Below are 24,342 nucleotides of genomic sequence, written 5' to 3' on the forward strand. Positions count from 1 at the left end.
GATTTTGCGTCCGGGATCGCGACCATGAGAACGGTTCTCGTCTCTGCCGTCGCCTTGATCGACGTGGATGGGCGGGTGCTGCTGGCGCAGCGCCCGGAGGGCAAGGCCATGGCTGGCTTGTGGGAATTTCCCGGCGGCAAGATCGAGCCGGGCGAAACCCCCGAGGCCGCCCTGATCCGCGAATTGCACGAGGAACTGGGCATCGACACCTGGGCCTCGTGCCTTGCACCGCTGACCTTTGCCAGCCACAGCTATGACGATTTCCATCTACTGATGCCGCTGTTTGCCTGCCGCAAGTGGCAGGGCATTCCGCAGTCGAAAGAGGGTCAGGCGCTGAAATGGGTGCGGGCGAACGAGCTGCGCAACTATCCGATGCCGGCGGCGGATGTTCCATTGATCCCGATTTTGCGGGATTGGTTGTAGGGCGCAAAGCCAGGGACGTTCGAGTTGATAGGTCTGGATGTCTTGTATGCGGACTCTTCGGTCATTCGCATGCAGCTACCAGTGTCTATCTTGACCCTTGGCAAATGGCTCAGGCCAGATTGTTCTTGTGCGCTTTGCCATTCTTCATAATCACATCGAAATTGTCCGCAGAGGCCATGACCGTAAGGTCTGCAATCGGGTCTCCGTCCACGAGCAGAATATCGGCGTAGGCTCCGGGTTGGATGACACCGACTGGACCAGCCTGGTAGGGATTACGCGGCCCGGTCAAATCCCAAAGCTGACCATTTAGACCTGTTGCCTGCCGCAAAATCTCGGCGTTGCTGAACCATGGCGTCCTGAGCTGCAATTCCTCCAACTGCGTTGCTTTCGTTTGCCTCGATCCGACAAAGTCTGTTCCGAGTGCAATCTTAGCGCCGGACTCGCGCGCTAATCGAAGCATGGCGTCGAGACCATCAAACGCCATCTTTTGGCGCTCTGCTTGGGCGGGCGTGAACCCTGCCGGAATGTCTGCTGCAAAAAAGCCAACCTGGGTTGAAAGCCAGACCCCTTTTTCCACGGCCAACTCCATCGACTCAGGCGTCATGAGGTTGCAGTGTTCAATACATTGGTAACCTGCCTCAATGGCGGCCCGAACCGATGTGTCCATGTATGCGTGCGAGGTCGCGTAAGTGTTCCAACGTTTGGCCTCCTCTACTGCCGCTTCGAGTTCTGCCGGCGAATACTCGTTGATATCCAATGGGTCGTAGAGGCCAGTCACGGCGCCGCCTGAAAAGACTTTGATGAAGTGCGCACCCTGCCGGAACTGCTCGCGTGCAGCCGCCAGAACTTCAGGTACCCCGTCTGCGAAAAGTGTGATCCCAAGTCGCTCCGCTTCTGTGAACGGCGGCCCGCCGAAGGCTCTCGGACGCACGGATCGCGGCCGAAGGTCGCCATGACCGGCGGTCATTGAAATCGCAGCGTTTGACGCCTGAATGCGCGGACCGGGGTGAAGGCCCTCGTCTATGGCGCGTGCCAAACCGAGAATGCCGCCACCAGTATCACGGACACTGGTAAAGCCACGCATCAGGGTGGCTTCACTTTCACTCAATGCCAATGCAGCAATGTAATCTGGACGTGCTGTCAGGAAGCCAGCAGGGTCCTGGTTCCACTGCAGGTGCACATGCATGTCGAGGAGCCCCGGCATCAAGGTCCGTCCATCTCCATCGATGCGCGGTACCTCTGGCGCGGCATCAACAGCGGGCGAGACATCCTTGATCAATTCCCCTTCGACAAGAACGTTCGTGAGTTCGGTCAACTCATCGGACATCCCGTCATAAACACGCACGTCCGTGAAGAGCGTTGCATCTGGAGCTTGAGCTCTGGCTCGCGCCGGCACCAGCGCCAGCGCAGCGGTCGATGCAAGGCTGGACAAAAATACGCGTTTGGAGATCATAACTTAACCCTCAAGATGGCGAAGAAGTTATCGAAGGTTATCTCAGGATCGCCTGTAAAACCATCTGGTAAACCTGATGAAGAGGGTGACGCAGGGTATAGAGTTTTTCGAGCGTTGAACTGAAGGTAATCCTACGTAGCAAGAACACCCGGTTTGGGCTCGAAGCTGCCATTTACTACGCTCTGCACATACGACCGTTGTCATATTCTCTTCAGCGTTTCGGCGTAGAAGCAGAATGCAAACCCACGCCGCTCTTTTTTGAAGCGTGCTATTTCGCACTTTGTACAAGACGTACAAATCGGAACATCACCCCGGCATCCCTGTTACAATTCGTAAGAATTGAGAAAACATCACGAAAAAGTTGACGCTGATCGTCCTCCTTGTCCTTAATCGGGGCAGCGGCGCGCGGGTCTGACCCGGCGACGTCGTTCCGGCCCAACCCGGGGCCGGATGGGGAGGAGAGATAGAATTGGCTCAGACGCAGTCGGGCGCCGAAGGGATGCACTCCCTTCCGGCGCTGCTACACCGCAATGCGACGCAGTTCGGGGATGCCCCGGCCTACCGCGAAAAGGAATTCGGGATCTGGCAGTGCTGGACCTGGGCGGAAACGGCCGCCGAGATCCGTGCGCTGGCACTGGGATTCCTGGAGCTCGGCGTTGAAAAGGGCGACCATATCGCCGTGATCGGGCGCAACCGTCCGGCGCATTACTGGTCGATGGTCGCGGCCCAGATGGTGGGCGCGGTGCCGGTGCCGCTGTATCAGGACTCGGTCGCAGAAGAGATGGCCTATGTGCTGGAACACTGCGGCGCGAAATACGTGGTCTGCGGCGACCAGGAGCAGGTCGACAAGGTTATCGAGATCCAGCAGGACATGCACCAGGTCAAGCACATCCTGTACACCGACAAACGCGGCATGCGGAAATACGACCACAGCCAGATGAACGCGCTGAGCGACATCATGGCCGAGGGGCGCGCCGGGCATCACCGGTTCGATGCCGAGCTGGACCGCCGCATCGCCGAGATCACCTATGACGACACCTGCGTGATGCTCTATACCTCGGGCACAACGGGCAAGCCCAAGGGCGTGGTTCTGTCGAACCGCAACGTGATCGAAAGCGCAAAGAACTCGGCCGAGTTCGACCACCTGACCCGCAACGAGGATATCCTGTCCTATCTGCCGATGGCTTGGGTGGGCGATTTCATCTTTTCGGTCGGTCAGGCCTATTGGTGCGGGTTCTGCGTGAACTGCCCCGAAAGCGCCGACACGATGATGACCGACCTGCGCGAGATCGGCCCGACCTACTTCTTCGCACCGCCGCGCGTGTTTGAGACCCAGCTGACCAACGTGATGATCCGCATGGAGGATGCCAGCCCGATGAAGCAGCGGATGTTCCGCTATTTCATGGATCACGCCAAAAAGGTCGGCGGGCGCATCCTGGACGGCCACCCGGTCGGTTTCATGGATCGCCTGAAATACGCGATCGGAAATGTCCTGGTTTACGGACCGCTCAAAGACACGCTGGGCTATGGCCGGTTCCGTGTCGGATACACCGCGGGCGAGGCGATCGGGCCCGAGATTTTTGATTTCTACCGCTCGCTGGGGATCAACCTGAAGCAGCTTTATGGTCAGACCGAGGCGACGGTGTTCATCACCGTCCAGCCCGACGGCGAGGTGCGCGCCGACACCGTCGGTGTGCCTGCGCCCGATGTCGAGCTGAAGATCGCCGAGAATGGCGAGATTTTCTATCGCTCGCCCGGAGTGTTCGTTGAATACTTCAAGAACCCCGAATCCACTGCCTCGACCAAGGACCCCGAAGGTTGGGTGGCCACGGGCGACGCGGGGTTCATCGAGGAAAGCAGCGGCCATCTGCGGATCATCGACCGCGCCAAGGACGTGGGCAAGATGGCCGACGGCTCGATGTTCGCGCCGAAATATGTCGAGAACAAGCTGAAGTTCTATCCCGACATCCTCGAAGCGGTGCTGTTCGGCAATGGCCGCGACCGCTGCGTGGCCTTCATCAACATCGACCTGACGGCGGTGGGCAACTGGGCCGAGCGCAACAACATCGCCTATGCCTCGTACCAGGAACTGGCGGGCCATCCGCGGGTGCTGGAGACGATCCGCAGCCATGTGGAAGAGGTCAACAAATCGGTTGCCGCCGACGAGATGCTGTCAGGCTGCCAGGTGCACCGGTTCGTGGTGCTGCACAAGGAACTGGACCCCGACGATGGCGAGATCACCCGCACCCGCAAGGTGCGCCGCAAGTTCGTCGAGGACAAATACGCCGACATCATCGCCGCGCTCTATGACGGGTCTGAGGCGGTATCGACCACGACCGAGGTGACCTATGAAGACGGGCGCAAGGGGTCGATCAGCGCCACGCTGCAGATCGTCGACGTGCCGGTCGTGCCGGTGTCGCATCAGAAGGTGGCCGCGGAATGAGGCCGGTCGTGCGCCGCTCGGCCTGCGGCCATCGCCCCGCCCGCCGTCCCGTTCACCCGCAGTTTGAGGAGTAGACGATGCTGGATGCATCCGACGACGGATATGTCACCGAGGATGGCCGCAAGATCGGCGGCGTGGTGATGGAGATGAAAAACATCACCCTGCGATTCGGCGGCGTGGTGGCGATCAAGGACATCTCGTTCGACATCCGCCAGGGCGAGATCCGCGCGATCATCGGTCCGAACGGCGCGGGCAAGTCCTCGATGCTGAACGTGATTTCCGGCTTCTACATTCCGCAGGAAGGCGAGGTCTGGTTCCACGGGGCGAAACGCCCGCAGATGAAACCCTACGAAGTGGCCCGCCAGGGCATCGCCCGGACTTTTCAGAACATCGCCCTGTTCGAAGGCATGAGCGTTCTGGACAACGTGATGACCGGCCGCCTGAACTTCATGAAGACAAACATTCTGCAGCAGGCGATCTGGCGCGGCAAGGCCGAAGCGGAAGAGGTGGAAAACCGCGAGGCGGTCGAGAAGATCATCGACTTTCTGGAAATCCAGCACATCCGCAAGACGCCGGTGGCGCGCCTGCCCTATGGCCTGAAGAAACGCGTCGAACTGGCCCGCGCGCTGGCCGCCGAACCCAAGCTGCTGCTGCTGGACGAGCCGATGGCCGGCATGAATGTCGAGGAAAAAGAGGACATGAGCCGCTTTATCCTGGATGTGAACGACGAATTCGGCACGACCATCGCCCTGATCGAGCATGACATGGGCGTGGTGATGGACCTGAGCGACCGCGTGGTCGTGATGGATTACGGCAAGAAGATCGGGGACGGCACGCCCGACGAGGTGCGCAACAACCAGGAAGTCATCGACGCCTATCTGGGGGTCAGCCATGACTGAGCACCGCACAGAATTGAGGGGAGGCGCAGATGCCTGATCAGTTGATTTTCGCGATGGAGGTCTTTCTGAACGGCCTCATGGCCGGGGTGCTGTATGCGTTGGTCGCGCTGGGCTTTGTGCTGATCTACAAGGCGTCGGGGATCTTCAATTATGCCCAGGGGGTTATGGCCCTGTTTGCGGCGATGACGCTGGTGGGGATCATGAACGGGCAAGTGCCGTTCTCCCATCTGATCAACGCGATCTTCGGCACGCATATTCATTACTTCGGCTGGAACGTGCCGGCGCTGCTGGCCATTCTGCTGACGATGGGCGTGATGGTCCTGCTTGCCTGGGCGGTGCAGCGCTTTGTCATGCGCCACCTTGTGGGGCAGGAGCCCATCATCCTGTTCATGGCGACCATCGGTCTGGCCTACTTCCTGGAAGGCGTGGCCGACCTGATGTGGGGATCCGAGATCAAGACGCTGGACGTGGGTCTTCCGCAGGGCATCAACCTGTGGATCGACGAGACCACCTACAACATCTTCGGCTACGGCTTCTTCATCGACAACCTGGACATCGTGGCGACGGTCATCGCGGCGCTTCTGGTGGCGGCACTGGTTGCGTTCAGCCAGTACACCAAGCAGGGCCGCGCCATGCGGGCCGTGGCCGACGACCACCAGGCCGCGCTGTCGGTGGGCATTTCGCTCAACTTCATCTGGATCATGGTGTGGTCGGTGGCCGGGTTCGTGGCGCTGGTCGCGGGCATCATGTGGGGCACCAAGTCGGGCGTTCAGTTCTCGCTGTCGCTGATCGCGCTCAAGGCGTTGCCGGTTCTGATGCTGGGCGGGTTCACCTCGATCCCCGGCGCCATCGTCGGCGGGCTGATCATCGGCGTGGGCGAGAAGCTGTTCGAGTTCGCCGTGGGCCCGCTGGTGGGCGGCGCGACCGAGAACTGGTTCGCCTATGTGCTGGCGCTGATCTTCCTGGTGTTCCGGCCGCAGGGCCTGTTCGGCGAGAAGATCATCGAGAGGGTGTAGGCCATGACCAAGCTGATCGCCATCATCAACGTGATCGCGTGGGCGGGGTTCTGGGCCTTTGGGTACATCGCCCTGACCTCGAACGATCTGACCGCCAATCAGCTGACCGTGGCCGCGCTTTTGGCCTTTGCCGGGCTGGTGATGGGTGTTCTGGCCTACATGAAACTGGTGCGCGCCTCGGAGGCGAGCGGATATGCCAAACGGTCCAACCAACTGGACGCCGAAGCCCGCAACCGGGCGCAGGAACAATGGGGAAAGTAAGACATGTTCTATCGTGAGGCCGGAGACTTCAAGACCTCCTACAGGGACGACAACCAGACTTTCCCGATCAAGTTCGACCGGTATCGGTACTATGTGGTGCTGGCGGTGGCGTTCGGGATCATCCCGTTCATCATCAACGACTATTGGGCCAACGCGCTGCTGCTGCCCTTCCTGATCTATGCGATTGCGGCGATCGGGCTGAACATTCTTGTGGGCTATTGCGGGCAGGTTTCCTTGGGCACCGGGGGTTTCATGGCCGTGGGCGCCTATGCCTGCTACAAGCTGATGACCGCCTTTCCCGACGTGTCGATGTTCATCCATGTGATCCTGGCCGGCGGCATCACCGCCATCGTGGGCGTACTGTTCGGCCTGCCCAGCCTGCGGATCAAGGGGTTCTACCTGGCGGTGGCGACGCTGGCGGCGCAGTTCTTCCTGGTCTGGCTGTTCAACCGGGTGCCGTGGTTCTACAACTATTCGGCCTCGGGGCAGATCAACGCGCCGGAACGTGACGTGTTCGGCATCATCATCACAGGCCCCAACGCGCCGGCCTGGGCGACCTATCTGTTCTGCCTGATCTTCCTGACCGCCTGCGCGATCATCGCCCGCAACCTGACCCGCGGCACCACCGGACGCACCTGGATGGCGATCCGCGACATGGATATCGCCGCGGAAATCATCGGTGTGAACCCGCTGCGCGCCAAGCTCAGCGCCTTTGCCGTCAGCTCGTTCTTCGTGGGCGTGTCGGGCGCGCTGTTCTTCGCCATCTACCTGGGCGCGGTCGAGGTGGGCGAGGCCTTTGGCATCCAGAAATCCTTCCTGGTGCTGTTCATGGTCATCATCGGCGGGCTGGGCTCGATCTTCGGATCCTTTGCCGGCGCGGCCTTCCTGGTCCTGCTGCCGGTGGTGCTAAAGGTCGTGGGCGCGGACATGCTGGGCTGGCCCACCGACATCGTCGCGCATCTGCAGCTGGTGATCGTGGGCGGGCTGATCATCCTGTTCCTGATCCTCGAACCGCACGGTCTGGCGCAGCTGTGGCGCGTCGCCAAGGAGAAACTGAGACTCTGGCCTTTCCCGCACTAGGGACCGGCCCAATCAAGAAAGGGGCGCAAAGCCCGAACCAACATCGGACAAACCAAGGGAGGAGACACCCGATGAACAAGAAACTGGCAACAATGGCGCTGGGTGCGCTGATGGCCGCAGGTCCGGCAATGGCCGACCTCGTGTTCCCGTCGCTCAGCTACCGCACCGGGCCTTACGCCGCGGGCGGCATCCCCTTCGCGGATGGCTACGCGGATTATTTCACTCTGCTCAACGAGCGGGACGGCGGCATCGGTGGTGTTCCGGCCAAGGTCATCGAGTGCGAAACCGGCTACAACACCGAGAAGGGTGTGGAATGCTATGAATCGACCAAAGGCGAAGGTGCGCTGGTGTATCAGCCGCTGTCGACCGGCATCACCTATCAGCTGATCCCGAAAACCACCGCTGACGACATCCCGATGCACACGATGGGATATGGCCGAACCTCTGCCAAGAACGGCAAGGTGTTCAGCCACACGTTCAACTATCCGGCCAACTACTGGGACGGTGCCTCGGGTGCGATCAACTACCTGCTCGAGGAAAACGGCGGTGATCTGAGCGGCAAGAAGATCGCGCTGGTCTATCACAACTCGGCCTATGGCAAGGAGCCGATCCGCACGCTGGAAGAACTGTCGAAAAAGCACGGCTTCGAGCTGGTGGCCCTGCCGGTTGATCACCCTGGCCAGGAGCAGAAATCGCAGTGGCTGCAGATCCGCCGCGATCGTCCCGACTATGTCCTGATGTGGGGCTGGGGCGTGATGAACCAGGTGGCCATCCAGGAAGCCGCGAACATCCGGTTCCCGATGGAGAACTTCATCGGCATCTGGTGGTCGGGCGCTGAACATGACGTGATGCCCGCCGGTGCGGCCGCGAATGGCTACAAGGCGCTGACCTTCCACAACGTCGGCTCGGACTATCCGCTGTATGACGACCTGCAGAAATACGTCATCGACGCGGGCAAGGCCGCCGGCGCCGGCGATCAGGTCGGTACGGTCCTGTACAACCGTGGTCTCTATGCTGCGATGCTGGCCGCCGAAGCCGCCAAGAAGGCACAGGAAATCTCGGGCAAGGCTGACATCACCTCGGGCGACATGCGCGACGGTATGGAAGCACTTGAGATGACCGAAGCGAAGATGGCCGAACTGGGCCTGCCGAACTTTGGTCCGACCTTCTCGGTCAGCTGTGAAAACCACGGCGGGGATGCCCTTGTGGGCGTGACCCAGTGGGATGCAGACAGCAAGACCTGGACTCTGATTTCGGAGTTCAAGGCTACCGATACGGACGTGATCGGCCCGCTGATCGAGGAAGACTCGAGCGCATACGCGGCTGAGAACAACATCGAACCGGGCTGCAACTAAGCGGCACGAACACCGGGGCGGCGGCTGACCGCCGTCCCGAACCGGACAAGCCCCGAATGGGGCACGCATGAGGACACGCGCTGATGCTGGATGCGGCACAAACCACTGACGTGCAGGCGGAAACCCTGCTTGAGGTCAACAATATCGAGGTGATCTACAACCATGTGATCCTCGTGCTGAAAGGCGTCAGCCTGACCGTGCCCAAGGGCGGGATCACCGCGCTGCTGGGCGGCAACGGGGCCGGCAAGACGACGACGCTCAAGGCGGTGTCGAACCTGCTGCATTCCGAACGCGGCGAGGTCACCAAGGGCTCGATCAAGTATCGCGGCCAGAACGTGCACGAGAGCGATCCGGCCGATCTGGTGCAGAAGGGCGTCATCCAGGTGATGGAAGGCCGCCACTGTTTCGAACATCTGACCGTCGAGGAAAACCTGCTGACCGGGGCCTATACCCGCAAGGACGGCAAGGCCGCCATCCAGCAGGACCTCGAACTGGTCTACAACTATTTCCCCCGCTTGAAAGAGCGGCGTCGGTCACAGGCGGGCTATACCTCGGGTGGGGAGCAGCAGATGGTCGCCATGGGCCGCGCGCTGATGAGCCGCCCCGAGACGATCCTGCTGGACGAGCCCTCGATGGGCCTTGCGCCGCAGCTGGTCGAGGAGATCTTCACCATCGTGAAGGACCTGAACGAACAGGAAGGCGTGTCCTTCCTGCTGGCCGAGCAGAACACCAACGTGGCGCTGCGCTTTGCCCATTACGGATATATCCTGGAATCTGGGCGCGTGGTGATGGACGGCCCTGCCGCCGAACTGCGCGAAAACCCGGACGTCAAGGAATTCTACCTCGGCATGTCCGACGAAGGCCGCAAGAGCTTCCGCGACGTGCGGTCATATCGTCGCCGCAAAAGGTGGCTGTGAGCGGATGGAGGATCTGGCGATGACATTCTACGACGCTCTGGAAACCCGTTCGGCCGATCAGCGCGCCGCCGAGCACTCGGCCGGTCTGCGCGAACAGCTGGCGCGGGCGAAATCCGCGCCCGGTTTCGCGGCCCATTTCGCCGATGTCGATCTGGATGCGGTCCAGGCCATCGCGGATCTGCCCGGGCTGCCGGTTCTGCGCAAGTCCGACCTGACCAAGGCGCAGGGACAGCACCCGCCCTTTGGTGGCTTTACCGTCAAACCTGCGCATGGCTTTGCCCATGTGTTCCAGTCGCCGGGGCCTATCTATGAGCCCGGCGGAGTCGATCACGACTGGTGGCGCATGGGCCGGTTCCTGCATGCGGCGGGCGTGGGGCAGGGCGATATCGTGCAGAACTGCTTTGGCTATCACCTGACACCCGCGGGCATGATCTTTGAAAACGGCGCGCGTGCCGTGGGCGCCGCCGTGCTTCCCGCGGGGACCGGCCAGACCGAACTTCAGGTGACCGCCGCGCGCGACGTGGGCTGCACCGCCTATGCCGGCACGCCCGATTACCTGAAGGTGATCCTGGACAAGGCCGACGAGATGGGCGTCGCTTTGAACTTCTCGAAGGCGGTCGTGGGCGGCGGGGCATTGTTCCCCAGCCTGCGCCAGGCCTATGCCGATCGGGGCATTTCCTGCCTGCAATGCTATGCCACGGCCGATCTGGGCAACATCGCCTATGAAAGCGCCGCAATGGAGGGCATGATCATCGACGAGCATGTCATCGTGGAAATCGTGACCCCCGGCACCGGAACACCGGTGGCGGAAGGCGAGGTCGGCGAGGTCGTGGTGACCTCCCTCAACCCCGACTATCCGCTGATCCGCTTTGCCACCGGTGATCTTTCTGCAGTGCTGCCCGGGCAGTCGCCCTGCGGCCGCACCAACCTGCGCATCAAGGGCTGGATGGGGCGCGCCGACCAGACCACCAAGATCAAGGGCATGTTCGTGCGCCCCGAACAGGTGGCCGCGCTGGTCGCCAAGCATGACGAGATCGTCAAGGCCCGCGTCATCGCTGCCCGGCAGGGCGAGATGGACACGATGACCGTGCAGATCGAAAGCCCTGGCGGCGATGATGGCACCTATGCCAAGTCCGTGGTCGAGGTGCTCAAGCTGAAGGGCACGGTTCAGGTGGTGCCGCCCGGTTCGCTGCCCAAGGACGGGCTGGTGATCGAGGATCAGCGCGTCTACGACTGATCCGGCCCGGGGTTCTGCGGCCAAATGCGCCGCAGAAACCTGTGCCTGCCCACTGGCGTTTCCGAGTTTTTTGGTCGATTAAAGGGGAACCGCAACCTTTGCCGACCCGAGGCCATGGCCCAGATCGAATTCTCAGAACATGGATCGCGCAACCGCGGGGCTTTGGGTACCCGGTTCGTCGGGGCCTTGGCCTATCTGGTGGCGGCGGCCTGCCTGTTACCGATGGTCGCCGTGGTGCTGGCGGCCGTCACCGGCGGCACTGACACGATCCGGCATCTGCTGGACACGGTCCTGCCCGGCTATGCGGCCACCACGCTGATCCTGGTCTCATTGGTTTCGGTGGGAACATTCGCCATCGGGGTCGGAGCCGCGTGGCTGGTCACCATGACCCGTTTTCCCGGCGTACGCCTGTTCGAGGTGGCATTGGTGCTGCCGCTGGCCTTTCCAGCCTATGTGCTGGCCTATGCCTATACCTTCATCCTCGATCATCCCGGCATCGTTCAGACCACGCTGCGCCAGGTGACCGGCTGGGGTCCGCGCGACTATTGGTTTCCCGAGATCCGCTCGACCGAGGGCGCGGCGGTGATGCTGATCCTGGTGTTGTACCCCTATGTCTATCTGTTGGCGCGCGCCGCCTTTCTGCAGCAAAGTGCCACCGCCTTTCTGGCGGCGCGGGCGCTGGGCAGCAGCCCGTGGTCGGCCTTTTGGCGGGTCTCGCTGCCGATGGCGCGGCCCGCGATTGCCGGTGGCGTGCTGCTGGCAGTGATGGAGACCATCGCTGATTTCGGCACCGTCGCCTATTTCGGGGTTCAGACCTTTGCCACCGGCATCTACACAAGCTGGTTTTCGATGGCCGACCGCGCGGCGGCGGCGCAGCTGGCGCTGTGCCTTCTGGCCTTTGCGCTGGTCATGGCCGTGACCGAGCGCACCCAGCGTGGCAAGGCCAAATACTACCAACCCGGCAAACGCCACGCGGCATTGCCCGCTGCACAGCTGAGCGGTTGGCAGGCTGTGGCGGCATGGATATTGTGCGCCATTCCGGTTTTGTTCGGCTTTCTGCTGCCGGTGATCGTCCTGACTCAGATGGGATTGGAGTCCGAGCAGAACCTGCTTTCGATCCGCTATCTCGGGTTCATTCGGAACTCTCTGACGCTGGCTGGAACGGCGGCGGTGATCACCGTCTGCGCCGCGGTCTGCGTCGGTTTCTTCCAACGGCTGAGACCCGGGCGCGGTTCGGCCATGGCGGCTTATGTTGCGCGGTTGGGCTATGCCGTACCAGGCGGCGTGATCGCGGTCGGGCTGATCGTGCCCTTTGCCGGGTTTGACAATGCGCTGGACGCTTGGATGCGGCAGACCTTCGGCGTGTCGACCGGGTTGCTGGTCACGGGCTCGATCTGGCTGTTGGTGGCGGCCTACATGGTGCGATTTTTGGCCGCCGCGCTGAGTGCCTATGAAAGCGGTCAGAGCACGGTACATGCCAACATGGATGCCGCTGCCCGCTCGCTGGGGCAGACGCCATTGGGCACGTTGCGGCGGGTGCATCTGCCGATCCTCACGCCCTCGCTGCTGACGGCGCTGCTGATCGTGTTCGTGGACGTGATGAAGGAACTGCCGGCCACGTTGATCATGCGGCCCTTCAACTTTGACACGCTGGCGGTTCAAGCCTATCGGCTGGCCTCGGACGAACGGTTGGAGGGCGCGGCCGTTCCGTCGCTGGTGATCCTGGCCGTTGGGCTGCTGCCGGTGATCCTGATCTGCCGCCAGGTCGGGCGCCGGCCCTGACGGGCGGTTCAAAAAAAACCACACCATGTCGTGACAGGCTTGATCTGATCGCATTTTCCGGCAAGGCTGAAGACATGAACATGCAGCCTCCCAGCCGGAACCCTGCAAGTCCGGTCCAGATGCCGGTGGCCTTCAACCGGCAAGAGATGTCACAGATTCTCTCCGTCTATGGACGGATGGTCGCCGCCGGAGAATGGCGTGACTACGGAATATCAAATCTGCGCGACGTTGCCATATTCTCGATCTTCCGGCGTACCGCCGAGCACCCGATCTATCGTGTTGAAAAACACCCCCGGCTGCGTTCAAAGCAGGGGATGTATTCGGTGATGGGCATGGACGGGCGCATCCTGAAACGCGGGCACGACCTGCGCGCCGTTCTGCGGGTGCTGGAGCGCAAGCTGATCCGCTCGGTCGACCCGGATTAGAGCCGCTTGTGCGCCGTGACCGGCCCGTCGCCTTGGGCTTCGATCCGGGCAATGGCCTGATCCATCGGTTCAAAGACCACCGCCATGTGATGGGCATTGGCATGCAGCAGCATGTTGTCGCCGGACACCCAAGCCACATGGCCTTTCCAGAACAACAGATCGCCGCGCTGCGCCAGGGTGCCTTCGGGCAGTGCGGTGCCAAGCTCCCGCTCCTGGTCGCCGCTGTCGCCGGGGCAGGCAACGCCGCACGCCAGCAGCCCGGCCTGAATCAGGCCTGAACAATCGAGCCCCCACCGGCTGTTGCCGCCCCACAGGTAGGGGGTGCCCAGAAACAGTTCGGCCACCGCGACCGGGTCGTTCAGCAGGGTTCCGACCGGTTTGACTTGCACTGCGGGGATGAACCCAAGCTCGGTCTCGACAAAGCGGTCCTGCTGCGACAGCACCACGATCCGGCTGCCAAAGCTCAGGCTGACCCGGTCGGGACTTTTGATGTCGGGTTCCGAATAGGCATGGGTCGCCGGGGCCCAGATCCAATGCGTGGCCGGGGCGTCAGGGCCCAACTGGTCCGCGCGGAGCCAGCCTTGATACCCATCCTTGTCGGAAGTCACCCGGCACCAGCCGCCGGACTGTTCGGTGACGTCAAGGCCGTCGCCACAAAGCAGCTGCCGGTCGCGCGGGCCCTTGGGGTTGCGCAGCAGGTCCACGACGGGGCGGATGACGCGAGCGCGGTTCACAGGCCCAACATCCCGGGCAGGGCGGTCAGCAGGGCGCGCGGCCCTTGCCCCAACCCGCCCTTGCTGCGGCCGGGCTCTTTGGCCTTTTGCCAGGAGTAGATGTCGAAATGCATGTACCGGCTGTTTTCCACGAACCGCCGCAGGAACAGCGCCGCAGTGATCGACCCCGCGAACCCGCCCGCCGGCGCGTTGTCGAGATCGGCGATGCCCGGCTCGATCAACGTCTCATAGGGCGTGTGGAACGGCATCCGCCAGACCGGGTCAGCCGCCTGAACGGCGGCCTGCGTCAGGGCCTGCGCGGCGGTATCGTCGTCAGTATAGAACGGGGCCAGATCCGCCCCCACCGCCACCCGCGCCGCGCCGGTCAGCGTCGCCATCGAGATCACCAGATCCGGCGCGCCCTCATCCGCCAGCGCCAGCGCGTCGGCCAGCACCAGCCGCCCCTCGGCATCGGTGTTGTTGATCTCGACCGTCAGTCCCTTGCGCGAGGTCAGGATGTCGCCGGGCCGGAACGCGTTGCCCGCCACCGCGTTTTCCACAACCGGGATCAGCACCCGCAACTGCAGCGGCAGATCCAGCGCCATGATCATGCGCGCCAGTCCCAGCACGTTCGCCGCGCCGCCCATGTCCTTTTTCATCAACCCCATCGAGGCACCGGGCTTCAGGTTCAGTCCGCCGGTGTCAAAGCAGACGCCCTTGCCGACCAAGGTCAGCTTCGGGCCGCTTGTGCCCCAGGTCATCTCGATCAGGCGCGGAGCCTGTTCGGCGGCCCGACCCACCGCGTGGATCATGGGAAAGTTCTGTTCCAGCAAGCTGTCGCCAATGGTGACGGCACAACGAGCCCCGTACTCCTGCGCCAGCGTTTCAACGGCGTTTTGCAGGGCCTGAGGTCCCATGTCGGCCGTCGGAGTGTTGACCAGGTCACGGGTGAGAGCTTCGGCATTGGCCATGATCTCAACCCGTGGAGCATTCACACCGTCCGGCGCGACCAATTTGGCCTTTGCGCCGGACTGTTCGGCATATCGGTCGAAACTGTACCCGGTCAGCAACCAGCCCAGGGCTTCGATTTCGGCTCTGTCTGCCGGCAAACCGGACGCAATCCGGTAAGTGCCTTCGGGCAGAACCTCGGCGGCGGCGGCAAGCGGAAAGCGTACCCGAGCGCGCCGGGTGTCTGTTCCATAGCCTGCCAGCGCGAATTGCGGCGCGCCCGTCGGTCCGGGAACCAGCAGAACCTGCCCGATTGCGCCGGTGAATCCGTTCGCGGCCACCCAGGCCTGTGTCTCATCGGGTTGAGACTTCAGCCATGGCACGAGCCCGTCCTGCGCAAGAACATGCAGATCAATGGCAGGAGCATCGGAAGGTGCAAAAGACAGGGACATGGGCGCCTCGGACTGTTCTGGTGCCGCCTACACTAGCCGCCTGTTGTTCGCCCGCAACCCGTCATATCGAAAGATCCTGTTGATCCCATACTGCGGTCAGCGACCGTTCGCCCACCCGGATCAGTCGGCTGAGCGTGGCTCCGGTCGCCACCGCATCGCCGGCATCTACCGTCCGGGCCACGTCGCCGGCGACCCGGGCCAGCGCCGTCATGCCGACCTGTTCGGATATCGCGACCAGAGACTTGGCGCATTTGCGCAGCCCCGCCCAGTCACGTTGACGCCAGAGCCGTTCACAATTCGACAGGCGTACTGCCAGTTCCTCGACCGTTCGGCACAGAACGTCGACCGCGTTCGTGTCACCCAATTGCCGATACAGCCCGTTCAACCGGTCCGGATCCAGCCACACGGATTCCTTCTGTTCAAGCGTGACGATCTTGTCCACCTCATTCACCCCAATCTTTCTGCCCCCACGGCATCTGCGAACCTGTCACAAAAGACCTTTGCAATTCCTTGCGGCCAATCGGGATAATGTCTCGAATTTTGTTCGAACTTGCGTTAGATCGGCGGTCGAACTGCAAATTTGGGAAAACGCGATGCACCACGCCAAACCTCTGCCGAGCTATCTGGTCAAACGGTACCACGGTTGGAAAGCCACGTCCTATTCCGAAAACCAGGCCTGGTACCGCCGGCTGGCGACCGAGGGGCAGCGTCCGCGTGCGATGGTGATTTCCTGCTGTGACAGCCGGGTCCATGTCACCTCGATTTTCGGGGCCGACCAGGGCGAGTTTTTTATCCACCGCAATATTGCCAACCTGGTGCCGCCCTACGAACCGGATGGCGAGCGCCACGGCACCAGTGCAACCATCGAATATGCGGTGACGGCATTGAAAGTGGCGCATCTGATTGTACTGGGGCATTCGCAATGCGGCGGGGTGCAGGGCTGTATCGACATGTGCAAGGGCGAAGCGCCGCAACTGGAAGCCAAAGAGAGCTTTGTCGGACGCTGGATGGACATCCTCAAGCCGAAATTCGATCTGGTCTCCGATGTCGAGGACCCCGCCGAACAAGCGCGCCAGTTCGAGCGTCAGGCGGTTGTCGCGTCGCTCGAAAACCTGATGACCTTCCCGTTCGTGGCCGAGGCCGTACAGAACGGCTCGATATCGCTGCACGGCTTGTGGACCGACATCGGCGAAGGCGGTCTGGAGTATTATGATCCGTCAGGAAAAAAATTCCTGCCGGTTTAGTCTTTAAATCGGAGAAACGCACCCTAATTGAACGATAGTTCAATTAGGGTGCGGTGACTGTATGGAAAACCTGTTGTCTTTGGCGGCCGACAATCTGGTCTCGCCAATCATTCTCAGTTTTGTGCTTGGTCTGTCAGCCGCATTGGCCCGATCTGACCTGACCATTCCCGAGGCCATCGCCAAGGCGATGTCGATCTATCTGCTGTTTGCGATCGGCTTCAAGGGTGGTGTCAGTGTTGCCGCACACGGGATCGACGCCACGCTTGGCTTGTCCCTCATTGCAGGTGTCATTCTGTCCGCATTGCTGCCCCTGGTGGCGTTCGGCCTGTTGCGCGTGCTGACCAACCTTGACCATGTCAACGCCGGCGCAGTTGCAGCGCATTACGGCTCAATCTCGATCGTCACATTCGTGGCCGGTACGTCGGTTCTGGAAAGTCAGGGCCTGATGTACGAGGGCTACATGGTGGCCGTTGCGGCGGCGATGGAAGCGCCGGCGATCCTGTCCGCTCTGTGGCTGATCTCCCGCGGCGGCGGAGCCCGCCGGATGGACTCGGATCTCTGGCGCGAGATTGCCCTCAATGGTTCGATCGTTCTGCTGGTCGGGTCGTTTGCAATCGGCTGGATCACGGGCGAGGACGGTCTGGCCGAGATCAGCAGCTTCGTGGTCGCACCGTTCAAGGGGGTTCTGTGCCTGTTCCTGCTGGACATGGGTATAGTCGCCGGGCGCGGATTGCGTGCCGGGCGCGGGCTGATCACGATGGGTCTGCTTGGCTTCGGCGTGCTGATGCCCCTGATCGGGGCCGGTGCCGGGTTGGTGGCCGCGCTCCTGTTGGGTCTGTCCACCGGCGGAGCGGTTTTGCTGATGGTGTTGGGCGCCTCCGCCTCGTACATCGCGGTTCCGGCGGCGATGCGCGTGGCCGTGCCCGAGGCGAACCCGTCCATCTATCTGACCCTGTCTTTGGGCGTCACGTTCCCATTCAACCTGGCGCTGGGCCTGCCGATCTACGTCTCGGTCGCCCGGGCCGTTACCGGAGGATAAAGCGATGCAGACACATGATGCCAAACGGGTCGAGATCACCATCGAAGCCATCGTGCAGTCCCGTCTGACGGATGCTCTGGTCGATCAAGGTGTGACCGGGTTCACGATCCTGCCGGTGCTCGGCGGATCGGGACGATCGGGTGAATGGAGCCGTTCTGGCCAGGTCAGCCGCGCCAGCGGGATGGTCCAGGTCATCTGCATCATTCGCCCCGATCGCTTGGACGGGCTGCTGAGCGCGATCCTTCCCGTACTTGATCGCCATATCGGGGTTGTAAGCGTCACCGATTGCCAGGTTCTGCGGGCCGAGCGTTTCTGACCCGGAGATCTTGGGATCGGATGCGCGCCTAACTACCGGATTCATGGCGTGGACCCATGCACGATGTGCGGAGCGAACAGGCAAACCCCTGTTCGCAAAACCACACATTTTCCTTCAGAGCGGGCTGACTGACAAACATCGTTGATGGCAACCCGGACGGGCGCTAGCATTTCAGCCAGCATCTTGAGGTTGGCCGTATTGAGCATCGCCTACAGAAGGGAAATTGACGGCCTTCGGGCAATTGCCGTGTTGCCAGTGGTCTTCTACCACGCCGGATTGTCATGGCTGTCCGGTGGGTTTCTGGGTGTTGATGTCTTCTTCGTCATCAGCGGCTACTTGATCACGTCGCTTCTGATCGGGGATATTCAACGCGGACGGTTGTCCATCGTTGATTTCTACGAAAGGCGAGCCAGGCGGATTCTTCCGGCCCTTTTTGTGGTTCTGGCCGTGACGACCTGCCTGGCGTGGATCTGGATGCTGCCGGCCGATCTCAGGGTCTATTCGCGAAGCCTGTCATCCGTCGCGGTTTTCCTGTCGAACGTCTTCTTCTTCCGGAACAAGGACTATTTCGCGGATGAATTCGACATGCATCCGCTCCTCCACACCTGGAGCCTTGCGGTGGAAGAACAGTTCTACCTGCTGTTTCCGCTACTGCTGCTGTTTCTGTTTCGAAGAGGGACCCGGACCTGCATCATTGGCCTAACGGTGTTGCTTTTGGCTAGTCTGTTGCTGGCGCAGTGGACATCGGAAAACGAACCGAGGGCAGGGTTCTACCTCATCTATACCCGCGCGTGGGAGCTTTTGGCCGGCGCGATATGCGCCTTCGTTCCGCGGCAGGACAAGGGGCGTTTCTCGACTGTGCTGCCCCTGCTGGGCATGGCCGGGCTGCTGGTGTCTTACGTGATGTTCGACCGGTACACGCCGCACCCGTCAATCCTTACGGCCGTGCCCGTTCTGGGAACCGTTCTGGTCATCCTTTTCGCCAGCCAACTGGACCCGGTGGGGGCGCTGTTGTCGTCTCGGATCATGGTCTGGATCGGCCTGATCAGCTACAGCCTTTATCTGTGGCACTACCCGTTGTTGGTCTTTGCCAAGATCCGGAGTGTTCCGGCCCCAACGCCGCTGACCATCGCCAGCCTTGTTGTGCTGGCCTTTGTGCTCTCCGCCTTGACATGGCGCTTCGTCGAGCAACCCTTTCGCCGTCGCAGGGAAGGTCTGTTCAGCCGCCGGGGGATCTTCATCGGAAGCGCCGCGATATCGGCTTTGGTGTTCTCGGTCGGGGTGTTGATCTTCGCAACCGATGGCGCGCCCGATCGCAAGGCGCTGCGCGATCTCGATCTGCCAAGGCTGACCGAAAGCCTGGCTCCGAACCGCGGTTTGAGCAATGAATGCAACGGTCGGATGCCGGTGCCGGACAGCTGTGCGACTTCCGAGTCTCCCAAGGTTGCGGTTTGGGGGGACAGTTTCGCCATGCATCTGGTGGTCGGCCTGACCGCGGCCTATCCCGAGCTTGCGGTCGTCCAGCTGACCAAGTCGCTCTGCGCGCCGATCGCCGGTATCGCCTTTGCCGATCGCGGCCGGACCGGAGAATCCCCGCAAGCCTGTCTGGATTTCAGCGACCAGGTGCTGGATTATGTCACTTCGACCGACAGCATTGACTATGTCATCGTCTCATCGCCGTTCTACTACCTGTTCGAGCCCGGCGGACTCGCCGCCGTTGACGGTGCAATGGACCCCGAAGGCCCGCAGAGCACGGTTCTGCGGAACCTGGAAAAAACGCTCGAACGGCTTGTGTCTGCCGGTAAAACCCCGATCGTTGTGTCTCCGCCCCCCTCGAATGGCCAAAACCTGGGCTATTGCGCGGTGAATGCAGAACTCCGAGGCGCTGACCCGGATCTGTGCGACTATTCGTTCGCGGACATACAGCCGGAGCTTCTTGAGGTTGCTGAGATGCTGCACCAGCTCGAGGGCCGCCACAAAGTCGTCTGGCTGGATCGGATACTCTGCGATGCTGACGGCATGTGCCGCGCCAGCGACGGCACGACGGCATACTATCGGGATGGTCGCCATCTCTCGAAAGAAGGTTCGCGCGAACTTGGGTGCCGCACCGGTGGATGGTTCCTGTTCGGGGACGAACCTAATGGGCCAGCCGACACTGGCGCTGTGGGTCCTGCTAATGACCGTCCCTGCAGCCAGTTTCAACAGAACGCCGACCTGGCCCAGAGCGCGCCGACCGGGGAGTGATTCCTCAGCCCTGCATTGGTCTGCCGCCCGCGCGCCGCGGTACTGCAGCGCGTGGCACGGGTTACGTCATCAGGTAATTTTATTCGAATATCCAATTCCGTGATAGGCTGCCGTCGTTTCCGGAACCAACCGAATGGAAATGCCACACCTGGGAGTGATTTTATGACCAAGTCTTTCGCAATCGTTTCACAACGTCCCTTGTGGACATTGGCCTGTCTGGCCGCGCTGACCGCCACATCCGTGTCCGCGCAGGAATTCCAGACCGAGCAGGACAGCACGGACGTCGTATTGGCGCCTGATGATTTCTCTCCCTATGCGGGGCGGAATTTTCCCCAACGGCCGCTGTGGGGAGACTCGCATCTGCATACTTCGGTTTCGGTTGACGCCGGCACGATGACCCGGCTGACCCAGGAACAGGCGTTTCGCTTTGCCCGCGGCGAAGAGGTCACGACAACCCACGGCCTTCGGGCCAAGCTGTCCCGTCCGCTCGATTGGCTGGTCGTCTCGGACCATGCCGAGATGTATGGGCTGATGCCGCAACTGCTGGCCGGAGACGCCGAGGTTCTGGCGACACCCCAGGGCAAGGCCTGGTACGAGGCGCTGACGGCGGGTGACAGCCAGCTTGCGTTTGACACGGCAATGGAGATCGTCGCCTCGTTGTCGGATGACGTCCCGCCCATCGACAACCCGAAGGCCATCAAGCATGCGTGGGAGGCGTACACGGCCCTTGCCGACAGCTTCAACGAGCCGGGGGTCTTTTCAGCCATCATCGGCTATGAATACACCACCGAGGGCGCCAACAACCTGCACCGGAACGTGCTGTTCCGCGATGGGCGCGACCGGGCCAACCAGACCCGCCCGTTCTCGCAATATGACAGCAAGAACCCCGAGGACCTGTGGGCCTTTCTGGCCGAATACGAGGAACGGACAGGCGGCGAGGTCCTGGCCATCGCGCATAACGGCAACCTGTCGAACGGGCGGATGTTCTCTCTGAACGCCTATGATGGATCCGCACTCACCCAGGAGATCGCAAGCCTGCGCGCCCGGTTCGAGCCGCTGTACGAACCGACGCAGATCAAGGGCGACGGTGAGGCGCATCCGTTCCTCAGCCCCGATGACGAGTTCGCAGATTTCGACACATGGGACGCGGCCAATCTGAACGGAACCGAGTTGAAGCAACCAGAGATGCTGGCCGGTGAGTATGCACGCGAGGCGTTGAAGCGCGGGCTCAAGATCGAACAGGAGCTGGGTGTGAACCCGTTCAAGTTCGGGATGGTCGGCGCGACGGATTCGCATACCGGTATGGCAACGGCCCAGGAAGACAACTTTTTCGGCAAACATTCCGGGGTCGAGCCCGGCCCGAACCGTTGGGAACACCTGGTAATCGAAGCACCCGATCCAGAGCTGTCGATCTATGGCTGGAAACAGGCCGCTGGTGGACTGGGTGCGGTCTGGGCGACGGAAAACACCCGCGAGGCGATCTTTGACGCGATGCAACGCAGGGAGACCTACGCGACCACGGGGTCGCGTATGGGGGTTCGGTTTTTTGGCGGCTATGACTTCACCGATGAGGATGCCGCAAGCCGTGTTCCTGCGGATGCCGGCTACAAAAAAGGCGTACCGATGGGGGGCAACCTGCAGGCGTCTCCCGATGGGCGGGCTCCGAACTTTCTTGTTTTTGCATTGAAGGACCCGATTTCCGGCAACCTGGATCGCATCCAGATCGTCAAGGGCTGGGTCGATGCTGACGGGGCCTTGCAGGAGAAAGTCTACAACGTCGTCTGGGCCGGCGATCGCCAGATGGACGAGAACGGCAAACTGCCCGAAGTCGGCAATACCGTCGACGTCGAAAACGCCACGTGGACCAACACTATCGGAGCAAGTGAGTTGATCACCACGTGGCAGGATCCGGATTTCGACCCCAACCTGTCTGCGTTCTACTACGCCCGTGTGATCGAGATCCCGACCCCCCGCTGGACCGCCTACGAGGCCAAACGGTTCGGGATCGAGATGCCGGACTATGTTCCGATGATCACGACCGAACGGGCCTATACGTCGCCAATCTGGTACACCCCGGGATAAACGGTCGTTCCGTTGAGCGAATCCCCGCCTCGCGCAGGCGGGGCGGTCTTGTTCATTCGGCTGGGTTGGGGTTGCCGGCCACCGGCCTACGGTTGTCCGCGTCTGTCGCTCCGAAACCGTGACGCAGCAGGATGAACACGAACAGGACCATGGTCAGTACAGCCAGAAGCGATCCGATCTGGGCAAGGGTTTCGCCCCTTTCGGTGATTGCCAGCACGATTCCGGGAACGAGCACCAGCACCGTTGCCACGGACAGCCCATAGTGCAGCTTCGCCAGACCGCTGCGCGCCGCCTCGGGGGTCAGAGCGTAGTAGAATCCGAACACTGCCAGCGCAACGAACCCGATCAGGTTCAGGTGGCCATGTGCCGGGGACAGCGTGTGATCATGGCTGGCGGACATCTGGATTCCCCACAACATGCCCAAAACGGCAAATATTGCTGCGGTGGTCAGAAAAAAGATGGGCAATCTGGTCATAACGGTCTCCTTTGAATATTCGATGAGCCGCACGGGGCGTGGAAAACTGGGTTTGCCGGAAAAGGTGTGTTCTGACGCGGGCATCCGAACCATGCTGCCCAACCCGGCCCGAACCGTCTGGCAGTGCGGCGTCGAGCACCGAAGGCCAGAAAAACATCGGCCTAGTCAGCGGTTCCAGAGCTGGTGGGATCGCGCGGTGTCGAACCCCGGTTCCTGCGACAGGTCAGGCTCTGTTTGGTCAATCATGGCTCGTTTCCCCTCGGCTGAGATTGAAACGAAGGCGCCTTCAATGGGCGGAAAAATACCAGCAGCTGTGAAATATGAAAAATTGATTATGTGAATAATAGCTATTCACCTGGCGAATTTACTTTTGCTTGGGCAGAACCTGCGGTGATGCCTGGCGCGTCTTCCTTCTCGCATTGCCAAAAAATGAAAACCCCGCAGCCCATGCCGCGGGGTTTTAAGATTTCAGTCTGGTCCGGCTATCAGCCCTTCTTCAGGACCTCGCGGCCCAGCAGCTCGGCGATCTGAACCGCGTTCAGAGCCGCGCCTTTGCGCAGGTTGTCCGAGACACACCACAGGTTCAGGCCGTTTTCCACGGTCGAGTCCTGACGGATACGGCTGATGAAGGTGGCGAAATCGCCTACGCATTCAACCGGCGTGACATAGCCACCGGCCTCGCGCTTGTCGATCACCATCACGCCCGGAGCTTCGCGCAGGATGTCACGGGCCTCGTCCTCGTCCAGGAATTCCTCGAACTCGATGTTCACCGATTCCGAATGTCCGACAAAAACCGGCACCCGCACACAGGTCGCGGTGACCTTGATCGACGGGTCGACGATCTTCTTGGTCTCGACGACCATCTTCCACTCTTCCTTGGTCGAGCCGTCTTCCATGAAGACGTCGATATGCGGAATGACGTTGAAGGCGATCTGCTTCTGGAATTTCTTCGGGGCGACCTCGTTGATCGGGTTGTAGACGGCCTTGGTCTGATCCCACAGCTCGTCCATGCCTTCCTTGCCGGCGCCCGACACCGACTGATAGGTCGAGACCACGACGCGCTTGATCTTGGCGCGGTCATGCAGCGGCTTCAGCGCCACTACCATCTGCGCGGTCGAGCAGTTGGGGTTGGCGATGATGTTTTTGTTCTTGTAGTCGTGGATCGCCTGCGGGTTGCACTCGGGCACGATCAGCGGGATCTCGGGGTCGTAGCGATAGAGCGACGAGTTGTCGATCACCACGCAGCCGGCCGCTGCCGCTTTGGGGGCGTAATCCTTGGTCGCGGCGGACCCCACGGCGAACAGCGCCATGTCCCAGCCGGTGAAATCGAAAGTGTCCAGATCCTGGGTCTTGAGTGTCTTGTCGCCAAAGCTGACTTCGGTGCCCAGCGAACGACGGCTTGCCAGAACGGCAATTTCGTCCACGGGGAACTGGCGTTCAGCCAGGATGTTCAGCATTTCGCGGCCCACGTTACCCGTGGCGCCGACGACAACGACGCGATAGCCCATGTCTAGTCTCCTGAATTAAGGACGCGCGTT

General features: G+C 61.5%; 23 protein-coding genes. 17 read left to right on the forward strand and 6 right to left on the reverse strand.

What is annotated here, in order from left to right; genetic code table 11:
* Positions 1-24: 24 nt before the first annotated feature.
* Positions 25-423 carry a (deoxy)nucleoside triphosphate pyrophosphohydrolase gene (locus AC2FML_RS10805; RefSeq protein ID WP_496783103.1) on the forward strand — a complete coding sequence of 133 codons (399 nt, stop codon included), beginning with the start codon at positions 25-27 and terminating at the stop codon, positions 421-423.
* 109 nt (positions 424-532) lie between these two features.
* Here AC2FML_RS10805 and AC2FML_RS10810 read toward each other — a convergent pair whose 3' ends face one another.
* Positions 533-1,876 carry a metal-dependent hydrolase family protein gene (locus tag AC2FML_RS10810; RefSeq protein ID WP_170538226.1) on the reverse strand — a complete coding sequence of 448 codons (1,344 nt, stop codon included), beginning with the start codon at positions 1,874-1,876 and terminating at the stop codon, positions 533-535.
* A gap of 499 nt (positions 1,877-2,375) precedes the next feature.
* Between AC2FML_RS10810 and AC2FML_RS10815 the strand changes: the two genes are divergently transcribed.
* The 10 genes from AC2FML_RS10815 to AC2FML_RS10860 all read left to right on the forward strand — a co-directional run bounded on the left by AC2FML_RS10815 (position 2,376) and on the right by AC2FML_RS10860 (position 13,291).
* A complete protein-coding gene (locus tag AC2FML_RS10815; RefSeq protein ID WP_496783466.1) occupies positions 2,376-4,319 on the forward strand; it encodes an AMP-binding protein in 1,944 nt (647 codons plus the stop codon).
* A gap of 77 nt (positions 4,320-4,396) precedes the next feature.
* On the forward strand, positions 4,397-5,218 hold the full coding sequence (locus tag AC2FML_RS10820; protein ID WP_093963943.1) for an ABC transporter ATP-binding protein: 822 nt from the start codon (positions 4,397-4,399) through the stop codon (positions 5,216-5,218).
* Positions 5,219-5,247: 29 nt separating this feature from the next.
* A complete protein-coding gene (locus tag AC2FML_RS10825) occupies positions 5,248-6,234 on the forward strand; it encodes a branched-chain amino acid ABC transporter permease (RefSeq protein ID WP_170340766.1) in 987 nt (328 codons plus the stop codon).
* A 3-nt stretch (positions 6,235-6,237) separates the two neighbouring features.
* Positions 6,238-6,495 (forward strand): hypothetical protein, encoded by a 258-nt coding sequence (locus tag AC2FML_RS10830; protein WP_170340767.1) that lies wholly within the window; start codon positions 6,238-6,240, stop codon positions 6,493-6,495.
* Between the two features lie 3 nt (positions 6,496-6,498).
* Positions 6,499-7,575, forward strand: coding sequence for a branched-chain amino acid ABC transporter permease (locus tag AC2FML_RS10835; RefSeq protein ID WP_005979938.1), 1,077 nt, complete (start codon positions 6,499-6,501; stop codon positions 7,573-7,575).
* A gap of 71 nt (positions 7,576-7,646) precedes the next feature.
* Positions 7,647-8,930: an ABC transporter substrate-binding protein gene (locus tag AC2FML_RS10840; protein WP_170361184.1), complete on the forward strand. Its 1,284-nt coding sequence runs from the start codon at positions 7,647-7,649 to the stop codon at positions 8,928-8,930.
* Positions 8,931-9,013: 83 nt separating this feature from the next.
* Positions 9,014-9,847 carry an ABC transporter ATP-binding protein gene (locus AC2FML_RS10845; protein ID WP_170342738.1) on the forward strand — a complete coding sequence of 278 codons (834 nt, stop codon included), beginning with the start codon at positions 9,014-9,016 and terminating at the stop codon, positions 9,845-9,847.
* 19 nt (positions 9,848-9,866) lie between these two features.
* Positions 9,867-11,084 carry a phenylacetate--CoA ligase family protein gene (locus AC2FML_RS10850; RefSeq protein WP_496783105.1) on the forward strand — a complete coding sequence of 406 codons (1,218 nt, stop codon included), beginning with the start codon at positions 9,867-9,869 and terminating at the stop codon, positions 11,082-11,084.
* Positions 11,085-11,198: 114 nt separating this feature from the next.
* Positions 11,199-12,866, forward strand: coding sequence for an ABC transporter permease (locus tag AC2FML_RS10855; protein WP_496783107.1), 1,668 nt, complete (start codon positions 11,199-11,201; stop codon positions 12,864-12,866).
* Positions 12,867-12,940: 74 nt separating this feature from the next.
* Positions 12,941-13,291 carry a DUF2794 domain-containing protein gene (locus AC2FML_RS10860; RefSeq protein WP_170342743.1) on the forward strand — a complete coding sequence of 117 codons (351 nt, stop codon included), beginning with the start codon at positions 12,941-12,943 and terminating at the stop codon, positions 13,289-13,291.
* Here the strand turns inward: AC2FML_RS10860 and AC2FML_RS10865 are convergent.
* The 3 genes from AC2FML_RS10865 to AC2FML_RS10875 form a co-directional block, all read right to left on the reverse strand.
* Positions 13,288-14,025 carry a C40 family peptidase gene (locus AC2FML_RS10865; protein ID WP_496783109.1) on the reverse strand — a complete coding sequence of 246 codons (738 nt, stop codon included), beginning with the start codon at positions 14,023-14,025 and terminating at the stop codon, positions 13,288-13,290. The genes AC2FML_RS10860 and AC2FML_RS10865 overlap by 4 nt on opposite strands.
* Positions 14,022-15,404, reverse strand: a complete 1,383-nt coding sequence (locus AC2FML_RS10870; RefSeq protein ID WP_496783111.1) for a leucyl aminopeptidase family protein — start codon at positions 15,402-15,404, stop codon at positions 14,022-14,024. Before AC2FML_RS10870 ends, AC2FML_RS10865 begins: the two co-directional genes overlap by 4 nt.
* Positions 15,405-15,465: 61 nt before the next feature.
* The gene (locus AC2FML_RS10875) at positions 15,466-15,855 is read right to left on the reverse strand and encodes a hypothetical protein (RefSeq protein ID WP_496783112.1); all 390 of its coding nucleotides are present in this window, start codon (positions 15,853-15,855) and stop codon (positions 15,466-15,468) included.
* Between the two features lie 142 nt (positions 15,856-15,997).
* On the opposite strand from AC2FML_RS10875, the gene AC2FML_RS10880 reads away from it, so the two are divergent.
* The 5 genes from AC2FML_RS10880 (at position 15,998) to AC2FML_RS10900 (ending at position 22,329) form a co-directional block, all read left to right on the forward strand.
* The gene (locus tag AC2FML_RS10880; protein WP_093963954.1) at positions 15,998-16,648 is read left to right on the forward strand and encodes a carbonic anhydrase; all 651 of its coding nucleotides are present in this window, start codon (positions 15,998-16,000) and stop codon (positions 16,646-16,648) included.
* Between the two features lie 61 nt (positions 16,649-16,709).
* Complete coding sequence (locus AC2FML_RS10885) at positions 16,710-17,687, forward strand: sodium-dependent bicarbonate transport family permease (protein ID WP_170340783.1); 978 nt, start codon at positions 16,710-16,712, stop codon at positions 17,685-17,687.
* Between the two features lie 4 nt (positions 17,688-17,691).
* Positions 17,692-18,003 (forward strand): P-II family nitrogen regulator, encoded by a 312-nt coding sequence (locus tag AC2FML_RS10890; protein ID WP_496783114.1) that lies wholly within the window; start codon positions 17,692-17,694, stop codon positions 18,001-18,003.
* A gap of 198 nt (positions 18,004-18,201) precedes the next feature.
* Entirely contained in the window at positions 18,202-20,247 is a 2,046-nt protein-coding gene (locus AC2FML_RS10895) for an acyltransferase family protein (RefSeq protein ID WP_496783115.1), read from the forward strand.
* Between the two features lie 162 nt (positions 20,248-20,409).
* The gene (locus AC2FML_RS10900; RefSeq protein ID WP_496783116.1) at positions 20,410-22,329 is read left to right on the forward strand and encodes a DUF3604 domain-containing protein; all 1,920 of its coding nucleotides are present in this window, start codon (positions 20,410-20,412) and stop codon (positions 22,327-22,329) included.
* A 52-nt stretch (positions 22,330-22,381) separates the two neighbouring features.
* Here the strand turns inward: AC2FML_RS10900 and AC2FML_RS10905 are convergent, their stop codons facing one another.
* Positions 22,382-22,804 (reverse strand): hypothetical protein, encoded by a 423-nt coding sequence (locus AC2FML_RS10905; RefSeq protein ID WP_170340791.1) that lies wholly within the window; start codon positions 22,802-22,804, stop codon positions 22,382-22,384.
* On the opposite strand from AC2FML_RS10905, the gene AC2FML_RS10910 reads away from it, so the two are divergent.
* Entirely contained in the window at positions 22,788-23,144 is a 357-nt protein-coding gene (locus tag AC2FML_RS10910) for a hypothetical protein (RefSeq protein ID WP_260063785.1), read from the forward strand. The two genes, AC2FML_RS10905 and AC2FML_RS10910, sit on opposite strands and share 17 nt — an antisense overlap.
* 145 nt (positions 23,145-23,289) lie before the next feature.
* On the opposite strand, the gene AC2FML_RS10915 is transcribed toward AC2FML_RS10910, so the two are convergent.
* Positions 23,290-24,312, reverse strand: a complete 1,023-nt coding sequence (locus AC2FML_RS10915) for an aspartate-semialdehyde dehydrogenase (RefSeq protein WP_170340798.1) — start codon at positions 24,310-24,312, stop codon at positions 23,290-23,292.
* Positions 24,313-24,342: the final 30 nt, after the last annotated feature.

It is taken from the genome of Ruegeria sp. BHSC029 (assembly GCF_059613085.1).

Coding starts and splice junctions, on each gene's coding strand:
- AC2FML_RS10805 (WP_496783103.1), top strand. CDS start 25: ATGAGAACGGTTCTCGTCTCTGCCGTCGCCTTGATCGACGTGGATGGG.
- AC2FML_RS10810 (WP_170538226.1), bottom strand. CDS start 1,876: ATGATCTCCAAACGCGTATTTTTGTCCAGCCTTGCATCGACCGCTGCG.
- AC2FML_RS10815 (WP_496783466.1), top strand. CDS start 2,376: ATGCACTCCCTTCCGGCGCTGCTACACCGCAATGCGACGCAGTTCGGG.
- AC2FML_RS10820 (WP_093963943.1), top strand. CDS start 4,397: ATGCTGGATGCATCCGACGACGGATATGTCACCGAGGATGGCCGCAAG.
- AC2FML_RS10825 (WP_170340766.1), top strand. CDS start 5,248: ATGCCTGATCAGTTGATTTTCGCGATGGAGGTCTTTCTGAACGGCCTC.
- AC2FML_RS10830 (WP_170340767.1), top strand. CDS start 6,238: ATGACCAAGCTGATCGCCATCATCAACGTGATCGCGTGGGCGGGGTTC.
- AC2FML_RS10835 (WP_005979938.1), top strand. CDS start 6,499: ATGTTCTATCGTGAGGCCGGAGACTTCAAGACCTCCTACAGGGACGAC.
- AC2FML_RS10840 (WP_170361184.1), top strand. CDS start 7,647: ATGAACAAGAAACTGGCAACAATGGCGCTGGGTGCGCTGATGGCCGCA.
- AC2FML_RS10845 (WP_170342738.1), top strand. CDS start 9,014: ATGCTGGATGCGGCACAAACCACTGACGTGCAGGCGGAAACCCTGCTT.
- AC2FML_RS10850 (WP_496783105.1), top strand. CDS start 9,867: ATGACATTCTACGACGCTCTGGAAACCCGTTCGGCCGATCAGCGCGCC.
- AC2FML_RS10855 (WP_496783107.1), top strand. CDS start 11,199: ATGGCCCAGATCGAATTCTCAGAACATGGATCGCGCAACCGCGGGGCT.
- AC2FML_RS10860 (WP_170342743.1), top strand. CDS start 12,941: ATGAACATGCAGCCTCCCAGCCGGAACCCTGCAAGTCCGGTCCAGATG.
- AC2FML_RS10870 (WP_496783111.1), bottom strand. CDS start 15,404: ATGTCCCTGTCTTTTGCACCTTCCGATGCTCCTGCCATTGATCTGCAT.
- AC2FML_RS10880 (WP_093963954.1), top strand. CDS start 15,998: ATGCACCACGCCAAACCTCTGCCGAGCTATCTGGTCAAACGGTACCAC.
- AC2FML_RS10885 (WP_170340783.1), top strand. CDS start 16,710: ATGGAAAACCTGTTGTCTTTGGCGGCCGACAATCTGGTCTCGCCAATC.
- AC2FML_RS10890 (WP_496783114.1), top strand. CDS start 17,692: ATGCAGACACATGATGCCAAACGGGTCGAGATCACCATCGAAGCCATC.
- AC2FML_RS10900 (WP_496783116.1), top strand. CDS start 20,410: ATGACCAAGTCTTTCGCAATCGTTTCACAACGTCCCTTGTGGACATTG.
- AC2FML_RS10910 (WP_260063785.1), top strand. CDS start 22,788: ATGGGCAATCTGGTCATAACGGTCTCCTTTGAATATTCGATGAGCCGC.
- AC2FML_RS10905 (WP_170340791.1), bottom strand. CDS start 22,804: ATGACCAGATTGCCCATCTTTTTTCTGACCACCGCAGCAATATTTGCC.
- AC2FML_RS10915 (WP_170340798.1), bottom strand. CDS start 24,312: ATGGGCTATCGCGTCGTTGTCGTCGGCGCCACGGGTAACGTGGGCCGC.